Annotated in this window: 5 protein-coding genes; all 5 read right to left on the reverse strand. The window is 43.9% G+C overall.

Annotated features, from left to right (window positions below; translation table 11 throughout):
* A partial coding sequence (locus P9B04_RS15450) for a toll/interleukin-1 receptor domain-containing protein (protein ID WP_342055881.1) occupies positions 1-948 on the reverse strand: 948 nt, incomplete at its 3' end.
* Entirely contained in the window at positions 948-1,190 is a 243-nt protein-coding gene (locus P9B04_RS15455; protein WP_342055882.1) for a CopG family transcriptional regulator, read from the reverse strand. The genes P9B04_RS15450 and P9B04_RS15455, both read right to left, overlap by 1 nt.
* A 65-nt stretch (positions 1,191-1,255) precedes the next feature.
* Positions 1,256-1,519, reverse strand: a complete 264-nt coding sequence (locus tag P9B04_RS15460) for a type II toxin-antitoxin system RelE family toxin (protein WP_342055883.1) — start codon at positions 1,517-1,519, stop codon at positions 1,256-1,258.
* On the reverse strand, positions 1,497-1,727 hold the full coding sequence (locus tag P9B04_RS15465) for a hypothetical protein (RefSeq protein WP_342055884.1): 231 nt from the start codon (positions 1,725-1,727) through the stop codon (positions 1,497-1,499). Before P9B04_RS15465 ends, P9B04_RS15460 begins: the two co-directional genes overlap by 23 nt.
* Positions 1,728-1,762: 35 nt before the next feature.
* Positions 1,763-4,054 (reverse strand): hypothetical protein, encoded by a 2,292-nt coding sequence (locus P9B04_RS15470; RefSeq protein ID WP_342055885.1) that lies wholly within the window; start codon positions 4,052-4,054, stop codon positions 1,763-1,765.
* Positions 4,055-4,256: the final 202 nt, after the last annotated feature.

Raw genomic sequence — 4,256 nt, forward strand, 5'->3', positions numbered from 1 at the left:
TAATTGCTTATTTTTTTGTTTTGTTTTTTCTTCATGAATAATGCAGGCTAAGGTCACATCATTGCCTAAATCTTCGGCTCTATATTGTGCCGTAGATGTTTCTCGCTTGATTTCTTTTCCTTTATCATTAACAGTTAGAAATTGAAACTCAAATTCTAAGTCTCTCTTTTTTTCTGTCTTGGCACTGGGAAGAGGCTTTGAAGGGGATGAGGTTAATTGTCGTTCGACTATCTTGGCTAACCCCATTATTCCGATTCCTATACCTGTCCAACCTATTCCTTTTAAGACTTGTCTTCGATTTCCCCTCGGCCATCCTATTTGTTGCCAATTAAAATTCTGTCTTAAATTTGTTTGACTACTTGATGGTCTAACTATTGACAGTTCTTCTTGTTTTTTAATTTCATCTTCCTCTTGTTCATTATCGACTATATAATCATTGAACCTCTTCTTTCCTGGAACATTATCCCCTGCGCCTTGATTTATCGCTGTATCATTCTGGTAGGTTCCCTGACTACCAAACTGATACTCAATCGACTTAATTAACTTCTCAAACCCGTTTGGCTTCCCATAGTCTAGCCACTGAATATCCCTGAGATTCAAGCCATACTCTGACTGTCTCAGTTCTGGTATTGTACAATCATCGAATTTCAAGGGAATGAGATAGATTTCCCCTGGGGGCAATTCCGCCAACATCTCCATGGCCATCTTGAACTCACGCTGAATATAACCCCGTTTGCTAATCGAGTTCGACGACAAGCAAGCTATGAATAAATCGCTGTTTTTCAGAGCTTTGGGGATCTCATCCCTCCAATTCTGCCCTGGCAGTAGATCCTCTTCATCAAACCAAGGTCTATATCCTGCTTCAACTAGCTTGGCATAGAGTTCTCTGACTAACGGTTTATCCTCGTTGGCATGGGCTATGAATATCTGTGGTGGATTCCCTGCCATTAGTTATCCCCATGTTCTTGTGGTTTAACCAATGCTTCTAGCTCGGTTTCTATCTCAGAGACTCGATTTTCGAGCATAGCCATCCGCACCGCCATCGGCACATCCGAGGCACTATCGAGGTATTGCGCCAAGGCACTTAGCACCACCTCTGACTTAGAGACGTTCAGTGTAGCAGCGTGTTCTTTTAGCTTTTCATGGAGAAGAGTCGGGACTTTTACTCCGACTTGATGTGTGGTTGCCATTGTCACTACATAAGGCTGTTTACTCCATGATATCCAAGGTTGAACTAAATGGCCATGCACTCAGATTAATAAATCTTACTTCGATGACCAATTTTAACCACCAGAACGGTTAAGGTTTGATTTTCGAGCAAACAGACAATACGGTAATCATCAACGCGGTAACGCCATAAACCTTTGAGATCACCTGTTAAGGCTTTGCCGAATCTTCGAGGATCTTCGTCTGTGGCAATGCGAGTCTTGAGATAATTCGTGATTCGACGTTGAACGTTAGGATTGAGTTTTCTTAATTGTTTAAGAGCTTCATCTTTAAACGTGACCTTCCAAGTCAACTCCTGCCTCCACCTCTTCAAGACTCCACTGACGACTAGAACTTTGTAGCACTGCCTTGGCATCGGCAATGTCTCCCATATCTTCGATAATTTCTTGGATACCTCTGGATATGGCTTCGTTCATCAAGTCCTCTTTATCTCGTCCCGTTTCTGTGGCGAGAAAGGCAAGGTTGTCTTCGATGTCCTGGGGTAAATTCAAAGAGTACATAAACGTTCCACATTTCTCCTGTTTACCATCTTACTTTAAGTGAGACTCAGATGTGCGATCGCAGCCTCAAAGCCTTTTGCACTGGGATTCTCCCATGACCTTACCACTGCCACAATATCATTGACAAACCGTTCAATCACCACGCGAACGCCCTGAAAAAGCACCGTTTGCCCTACTTTGAATGTAGGCAGTGACCTCAAATCCTCAAGGAATTCCAGTAACTGAGAATCGCTAAGTTTTAACCGAGATCGAACCCCGTATTGTTCAATGAGATGCCGTTCGCCACGTTCGATGTCCCAACCAAGCCGGGTCATCTCAGAGTCGATGCTGGCCACCACATCATCCCAGTCTAAAATTTCAGTTACCTCATTTTCAGATGTTTGTTCAGAGGGTAACGACTTAGGGTCAACTGCTGTATCCTCTATTGTATCAAGGTTACAGCCGTCAGTCTCAGTCGTAGTTACCTTTTTAGAAGAAGTGGCATTTTTTTCTGTGAGATTTTCTCCACCATTGTCTTCGGTGAGTAATTGTACTCCCTGGTTATTTTCCTCTTCCAAGTTTTTGATATCTTCTTCAAAGAGGTAACTAGGAGTAGAGTCATCGTCTGAAACCGTTGTAGAATCAGTGTTTTCAAAGTCACCTTTTTCCAATAAGTTACCATCAACAGTAGGGTAACTGACAACTGAATCATTCTCAGATGTGGTAACTGAACCACCCCCCATCGGTGAAATAGGATCAGGATGTGGTCGATTACCCCCGCCACCGTCCGGCGGTGAATCATCATCGCGCCACGATGAGATAAAATCTTTGACAAGACTCAGAGGAATCAGCACGCATTTCCTTGTAGTTTCTTCGGGGGGCTTCGGTCGTACGTAGTCATCGCCTTCGTTATGGCCATTGATCAGCGATCGCCGGTAGGACTTAACCTCGTCTTCACTGCGATAGAATTTCTGTGCTGACTTAAGGACACCACCTGCTTGAGCAATTTGAGATTCGATGACCTTGCGAGAATAAGGCACTTTGTAGGTTCCATCAACTTTCGCCCACACGGAAGACATATTCACTGCCAGCCCTTCAAAACCAGACCTTGTGGTAATTAATCGGATATTCCATTCCCCGACCACACTCTGAGAATGTAATGCGGAAATCTTGTCAATGAAATCCGTCAAGGAATCTGAGGCAGAATCAGCGTCATTCGCTGTCTTACACACTGTTCCTACGACATAATCATAAATACGTCTTTCATCGAACCCTGCTAATCGACACACAGCAGTAGCGTAATGTAAAACCAAGGCAATCGAATCAGCTACTCGTGCATGAGCATGGGGCAACAGTGGTCTTAATTCCTTGGCTAAGGCACGAACTTCCTCAGAAGGGTATCCCAACCCAATTAACTCAGGCAATGCCCCTGATGCCCATTTCTGTGCTTCTAAAAGGTCATCCCAAGCGTTCTTATCCCCGTCCGTTGAGGGAAATATGGCTAAGGGTAGGATACGGCTTAATGTGGCTGGTTTAGCATCACCAATGACATGGTTAGAAGTTATCATCAATGAAGTATGTGGAGTCTGAGAATTGCCCCGTACCATTCTTGGTTTCCCATTGTACAGCCGTTGGATCAAGGTATCTAACCAAGGGGATTTATCTGGGTCATCCCACAGTAATGGCAATGAACCACTCAGCTTGATATGCTCGTACAATGCGGATTCTGTGACCTTACAGAATGAGCCTTGACCTTGAATAAAACCTGCGATCGCTAGACCATTTTCAGCCATGATGGTTTTCCCACAACCTGGATCTCCAAATAGGTTTAACAAAGGAAACCGTTTCTCAATTTTGATAATCTCTTGGAAATGAAGACAAGCCACAGCCCATGCCAAGGTGATGATAGCAGGAGCAATTTGAGAATCCCCGTGGAACCGGTGCATGGCGGTTATTAAGGTAGTCAGTGCGTTAGAATCAGGGCTGACAAGTTCAGGAACGCTAATGTGATCTTCATAACCAAGATTGGGATTATACACAGTCTTGGTTTTATCTTCACTGGTAGCTATTCCTTTCTCTGTCAACTGGCGATCGCTGAATACCCACGTCCCATCATTCTGTTGGCCAATACGGTCAGCCAGTTTGAAGACTTTTCCTCCTCTATCGTGGTAATGAATCAGTTTTGTCTGTATTAACCCGTTTAACTGGTCAGTCTTAAGATTACAAATGATTCCTACCCGATAAGCCTTTGTAAGTGCTAAGTTGAATTCCTTGACTGTCAACCGCTCCGTTGAGCCAATGATGACCCGTCGTTGTTTGTGGTCAATGGAACGCTTAACCTGTAGCACTAAGCCCCCACCTTCACCATCAGAGAGTTCTCGTTCAATTTCGAGGTCAAAGTTACATTTAGGGGTGAATACTCTGACCGTCTCCTTCTCCTCAAGGATTTCCCCCGTTTCTGCATCGACTTTGTTACGGCGAACGACCGACCAGTAACCTAACCTGCATTATTCATGAAGAAAAAACAAAACAAAAAAATAAGCAATTAGC

Source organism: Crocosphaera sp. Alani8, from assembly GCF_038442745.1.
In the GTDB taxonomy this organism is placed as follows: Bacteria; Cyanobacteriota; Cyanobacteriia; order Cyanobacteriales; family Microcystaceae; genus Crocosphaera.

Bases quoted from the DNA above. Each gene is read 5' to 3' on its own strand.
- P9B04_RS15455 (WP_342055882.1), bottom strand. From the start codon at position 1,190: ATGGCAACCACACATCAAGTCGGAGTAAAAGTCCCGACTCTTCTCCAT.
- P9B04_RS15465 (WP_342055884.1), bottom strand. From the start codon at position 1,727: ATGTACTCTTTGAATTTACCCCAGGACATCGAAGACAACCTTGCCTTT.